Annotated in this window: 2 protein-coding genes and 1 pseudogene; 1 reads left to right on the forward strand and 2 read right to left on the reverse strand. The window is 61.7% G+C overall.

What is annotated here, in order from left to right; translation table 11 throughout:
• Positions 1 to 78: 78 nt before the first annotated feature.
• Positions 79 to 960: an SH3 domain-containing protein gene (locus E5W70_RS31210; RefSeq protein WP_292665105.1), complete on the reverse strand. Its 882-nt coding sequence runs from the start codon at positions 958 to 960 to the stop codon at positions 79 to 81.
• A gap of 263 nt (positions 961 to 1,223) precedes the next feature.
• Here E5W70_RS31210 and E5W70_RS31215 point away from each other — a divergent pair, with 263 nt between their 5' ends.
• Complete coding sequence (locus tag E5W70_RS31215) at positions 1,224 to 3,650, forward strand: DNA/RNA non-specific endonuclease (RefSeq protein ID WP_292665107.1); 2,427 nt, start codon at positions 1,224 to 1,226, stop codon at positions 3,648 to 3,650.
• Positions 3,651 to 3,746: 96 nt separating this feature from the next.
• Here the strand turns inward: E5W70_RS31215 and E5W70_RS31220 are convergent.
• Positions 3,747 to 4,083, reverse strand: a pseudogene (locus E5W70_RS31220) (metallophosphoesterase); the annotation flags it as partial.

Genomic DNA, 4,083 nt, shown 5'->3' on the forward strand with positions numbered 1-4,083 from the left:
GTAGGGGGGTAGGGGAGTAGGGGAGTAGGGGAGTAGGGCAGAGGTTCGAGCGCCCTTTAAACATATTGCCCTACTGCCCTACTGCCTTATTCCCTTACCACTATCCCCCAACGCCAAGGCATCCGTAATCTCGAACCGCTCGGAAGCACCGATACGGATCATGTTCAGGCTGCCCTCGCGGATGAAGCGGAATTCGCCGGGTGCGTCCGCACCGGCCGGCTTGCCGGCCTTGAAGCTGATGATGCGCGTGCCGCCGTCGGGCCATGTCACGGTCACGTCGATCTTGTCGCCGGTGCGCACGACGTTTGCCTTGCAGCTGGTCATCGGCTGGCCGAGATAGCGCGCGCAGGGGATGGCGTTACCGGCACCTGGGACCGGTGTCCCCGGCGGCTGCAGCCGCGCAACGGTCTGTGCGTTGGGCGGAGGCGCCGCGTTGGCCGCGCCGAAATTCTGGATGGGACCCGCTGTAGCGGACGGCGATCCATCAACCTGTCCAGTCGAGGGGTTTCCACCGACCAAGGCCAGGCGGTAAGCATCCTCGATCGCCGCCCTGCCGATCGCGTCAGTGGAGTTCAGCGTCGTTTCGGGACTGGTTGCGCCCAGGCGCGTTGTCAGGTCGGGCAGCGGCTGAGGGGCAGGGTTCTCCGCACTGGCCGCTGCCTGCGGTGTCACTTGCCGGGGATTAATGGGGTCGAGGTAGCGCGCCGGAGCCCATCCGCTCAGCTTGGGGTCATCAATGTCTTCGACCTTGCACCACTTGTGGCCGCTGACGTCGCCGCAGCCGAGATTCTTCACGCTCGAACCACTCGGCAGCCGTGCCTCGATCTTGCCCATAGCCGATGCCGTGGCGCGCACGTTGAGGAGGTCATCCGGAGCGAGACCCGTCACAATCGAGATGATGGGCTCCGGCTCCTGGCCGTTGGCCGGCAGCTCCGCCAGCATCAGCGGAGCGGCAACCATCGCAAGCAGCGTCGTCGGGAGTGTTACTGTGCGCCTAATCATCTGCCATGGGCGGTAGGTTCAATTGCCGAAGGCGCGGCCAGGCACGAAAGCGCCATCGAACGCCAGCCGGTTTTTATAGGCGACGAGGCGGCGCTGTGTAAGCCCGAAAAGGTGCCGCGCGTTGAATCGCGACCAGGCCACTTCTGTGAACCAACAGCCGGCAAAATATTGCACATTTCATGTAAATATGCACTCTCTCAAGTAAGGTTGAGGAGGGCAATATGGTCGACCTTGAAATATTCGCGCAAGTGGAAAACATAGTTCGCCAGCGTATCAAGAAAACGCGCACCGAAATTGAGGCTTCACTTGGTCACATCGCCAACGGCAATCCGCTGGCCGCCGAACAGACCCTCTCCAGGCGCCTCGACAGGCTGCAGGTAAAGGCGTCGCTCAGCCGCACCGAAGCGGAGATGATATCGGCTGCGATAGACATGAGGTCTGCCGGGGAGAGAAAGGCCGCCGCCAAACAGCCAGGACCGGAGGCAATTCTCGGCCCAACGCTCGATTTCATCGGGGTCGCATTTCTGGAGCGTGGGCGCCGTGCTGCCGATGCGGTCGGCCGCGTTGCCTTTCTCAACGGCAATCCGCAAGGATCGGGTTTTCTGGTCGGGCCAAGGCTGTTCCTCACAAACAACCATGTGATTTCGTCGCCGGCGGATTCCCGGCGCTTTCAGGTCCAATTCGACTATGAGCAGGACGGTGTGAATGCCGTGCGTACGCCAACGACGTTTCTGTTCGATCCCGAATCCTGTTTCGTGACCGATAGCATAGAGGGTCTGGACTATACGCTGATCGGGGTCGGCGAGCGGCGTTCCGGTCCAAAGGAACTGGGGAAGTTCGGTTTTATCTCGCTGTCGGATGCGCGCGACAAGCATATGCTTGGCGAAATCGCCAACATCGTTCAGCATCCCGATGGCCGCTTCAAGGAATTGGTGCTGCGTGAAAACCGGCTGGTGGCCCGCGACGAAACGGTGCAAGTGCTGCACTATGTCGCCGATACCGAACAGGGTTCGTCCGGATCCCCGGTCTTCAACAACGAATGGGAGCCTATTGCCCTGCATCATTGGGCCGGGCCGTTCCACGAGGTGACGGGCATAGGTGGCTATGCGCTTACGCGCGAGATCAACGAAGGCATACGGATCAGCGCCATCGTTGACGATCTCAGCACTAGAAAGTCCAGGCTGCCGGGCTCCTCGGCATCGGCGGTTTCGCAAGTTTTGGCGATTTGGGCCGGCACGCCGCGCATGATGGACGAGACAGTTCGGCTGAACGCCGACATTCGCGAAGATGTGCCGAACAAGCCGGTGCAGCGGCCGGAACCCGATCGCAATCCGCCGGCGACGAGACACAACGCCGATGGCTCGGTCACCTGGACTTTTCCCGTCGAGATAAATGTCCGGGCGCCGCTGATCGACGGCGACGGAGGCGATGCAAGACGAAACGACGGCAAGAGCCCGGCAAGCGAACCCGCGAAGGTGGCCATCGCCGAGGCAGCGGGTTGGAAAACGGAGGATTTCGACGATCGTGGAGGGTATGAGCCCGGCTTCATACCGGGCTTTGTCCTGCCAATGCCGACGGTTGCCGATTCACCCTTCCGGTTGGCCAAAAATCTTCTTGCCAAACCGGGCGAGGACCCACACGAATTGCGCTACCATCATTTTTCGATCTTGATGAACGCCGATCGCAGGCTTGCCTTCGTCACCGCCTGCAATATCGATGGATCCCGCACCAAGGCGGTCAATCGTGAGGACAAGACGGTCATCGACAACCCGTCGCTTGTCGAATTGGGGGTGGAGTCGATTTCCGGTTCGGAAGCCAGCGATGCTTTCCGGCCCGATCGCCGTATCGACCTTGGCGAGCAGATGACCCAGGAATTCTATTCGAGCCAGAACGTGCCTGGATTTCCCGTCGCAAAATCCAAGGAACGAATAGCTCGAATGTTCCAGAAGGGCCATATTACGCTTCGCGGCGACCCTGCATGGGGGGTGGATCAGGAGGCGGTCGCGGCAGAACGCGACACGTTCTTTTATACCAATGCTGCGCCGCAAGTCGGCTTCTTCAATCAGGGAAGCTCGCTTGACCATCCCGGCTCCAAGGGGAAGCTGAGATGGCGCGCGGTGGAAACCTATGTGCTGCGCAACGCCTATACGACGCGAGGCCGTGTCACGGTGTTTGCCGGGCCAGTGTTCCATCAGGACGATCCCCCCTACCGCTTCGAAAGCCATGTTCCGCTGAAGTTCTGGAAGATCGCGCTGTGGTCCGATCAAGCTGGCCTGCGCGCCATCGCGCTGCTGGCGGACCAGAAGCCGGTTTTGGAAGTGATGCCCGAAGCGTTCGGCGAGCGCGCCGAGGCATTCGATGACCCGCTTGAAATTGCCAGGGTATCGGAGTTCCTTTCGACGGTGGCCGAGATTGAAGAACTGACCGGGCTGAACTTTGGCCAGCAGGTGCGTGACGCCGACATTCGGGCCGGTTCCGAATCGGCCCCAGCACAGACTTTCAACCCAACGCAACTGGCGCCCAAGACGTCACGGCCAAAGGCTTCATCGCCCAAGACTTCGGCGGCCAAGACTTCGGCGACCAAGGCTTCGGCGGCCAGCACCCGACGTCCTGCCAAGCGATCGAAGCGATCCGCGTCTGACAACTGATGATTGGACCGGTCGCGGCTTCTGCCGCTCGAAGGCGGTCATCCGTTCAGCCTGGCATGAGCAAGCTCAGCCCGGCGGCATGAACGCGTTCCGCGTTCAGCCGGACATAAATCCGGTGCGCAGCGCGTGGGCCCATTCGGGCCGTCCCGCCTGCTCGGCCTGACGCGCCGCCGCCTCGTGGTCATAGTCGACAGCAATGGCCTCGAAGCGATCGGGGTGCAAGTCGACGAGGCCGTAGCGGGCGTGCGGCGAACCTTGCTCGGAGACATGCGCCGGCGGGGTCGAATCGTCATAGGCCGGGCAGCCGATGCTGCCCGGGTTGAAGATGACCGGACCGCCGGGAATGCGGACCAGCTCGCTGCGGTGGCTGTGGCCGCAAAGCATGATGCGGCAAGCGGGATCGATCGGGCCGAGGCGCCGTTCGATGGCAGCC

The organism is Mesorhizobium sp. (assembly GCF_005063415.1).
GTDB lineage: Bacteria > Pseudomonadota > Alphaproteobacteria > Rhizobiales > Rhizobiaceae > Mesorhizobium.